This window comes from Bradyrhizobium sp. NAS80.1, assembly GCF_001908205.1.
In the GTDB taxonomy this organism is placed as follows: domain Bacteria; phylum Pseudomonadota; class Alphaproteobacteria; order Rhizobiales; family Xanthobacteraceae; genus Bradyrhizobium.
The window spans coordinates 1-1,602 of the sequence record NZ_LGHL01000470.1; the positions used below are offsets into that span (position 1 = coordinate 1).

A 1,602-nucleotide genomic window follows, 5' to 3' on the forward strand; every position below is an offset into this window, starting at 1 on the left:
CCGGCGGTGAAAATGCTCACCAATAAGTAGTCGTCTGTGAAGAACTGACGCGGCGCCCCGGCTCAAGCGATGTTTTGAGCCGGGACGGTCTCGATGAAGGCTCGAATGATGACACGCAAAAGCTCTGCGAGCCATCGCAGGAGCAGGCCGAAGTTGTAGCCGGCGCCGGCGAGGACGGCGTTGATGCGGTCGCCGACGCGGCCTTTGAGATAGTTGCGCTCCATGCGGTGCTCGGCCTTGACGTGGCCGATGACGGGCTCGACAGCCGCACGACGCTTCATCTCGCGTCGGATCGAAGCCGTGACGCGACGGACCTGTCCCGAGATCCAGACCCTGAGCCGGTGCGGGTGGTTGTGGCCGCGGTACCCCTTGTCGACGTGGATGCGGCGAGCCTCCACGCCGGTGAGCTTCTCCATGTCGGCGATCACGGGGCCGAGCGTGTGGCCGTCGAAGGGATTGCCGTGCAGGGCCTTGGCATGGAGCACGAACTGGCCACCCTTCGGAGACGTCACGGGGGTAACGATACTAACCTTGCAGCCGAACTCGTAAGGCGCGCGGGCTTTCCCCTTGCCGATGCACTCGACCTCCGGCGCATGTAACGCATAGACCTTGGGGCCGCGCCGATGCTGATCCTGGCTGCGCACCTGTTGCGCTAAACCGAGCAGCGGGCCGAAGCGAGCCTCCAGCACCGTATCGCCATCAATCTTGCGGCGGATGTCGCGGATGATCCGGCCAAGCCGCGTCCGCAGGAACTTGAGTTGGCGCCGGGCGCGCTTGAACTGGTGGGCGTGGCTATAGCGGCCGACCATGATGGCGGCGCGCTTGGCCAGGCGCAGATAGCTCTGGCGCAGCGGCACACGGTTGCGCTTGGCAAGCCCCACGAGCTTGGTGATGGCCCGATGCATCAGACGCGCGTCGGTCGGATGGGCAACGGCCTTGGGCTGCACCGTGGTATCGACCACCACTCGCTCCAGGTCCTTGGGGCCGATCGCGCCAGTCTTGTGCGCCACCGACAGACTTTCCTGGATCAGCGCGACGAGCTGTTCCTCGCCGAGCCGCTGGCGCCAACGGGTCATCGACGATCTATCGAACGGCAGGCGGTGGCAGAAACTCAATTCGCCGCAGAAGTATTGGTAGTAGGGATTCTCGATCCAGCGAGTGCACAGCACCTCATCTGACAGGTTGTGCATGTGCTTCAGAATGAACAGGCCGGCGACAAGCCGCGTCGGCAAGCCGGGCTGCCCCGACCCTGTTTGGCATACCGAACTAAAGCGCTCATCCAGAAACGTCCAGTCGATCAGCGCCGCCAACCGTACCAGCGGGTGGCCCATGTCGATGATCTGATCGAGCGCCGGAAGCAACAGGTCTTTCTGGCGATCATCCCGCGGTTTGCTCATCGCATTCCCCAATGTCGACGACCACGTCAGGGAATCACGAATCGCCAAAAAGCAAAATCCCAAAACGCAAGAAAGCGAGGTCCAACACCTCGCTTTCCTGCAAAATCGAATATTATATCAAGACCAATTCTGCTTATTTCTCAGACCGATCCGTATTCTTCACGGACGACTAAGTACCGCGTTATTGGCGTACGCTAGGCTGCGG

Annotated in this window: 1 protein-coding gene; it reads right to left on the reverse strand. The window is 61.8% G+C overall.

From position 1 onward, the window contains the following. Positions 1-62 precede the first annotated feature (62 nt). Complete coding sequence (locus AC629_RS44285; RefSeq protein WP_084810819.1) at positions 63-1,397, reverse strand: IS5 family transposase; 1,335 nt, start codon at positions 1,395-1,397, stop codon at positions 63-65. Positions 1,398-1,602: the final 205 nt, after the last annotated feature.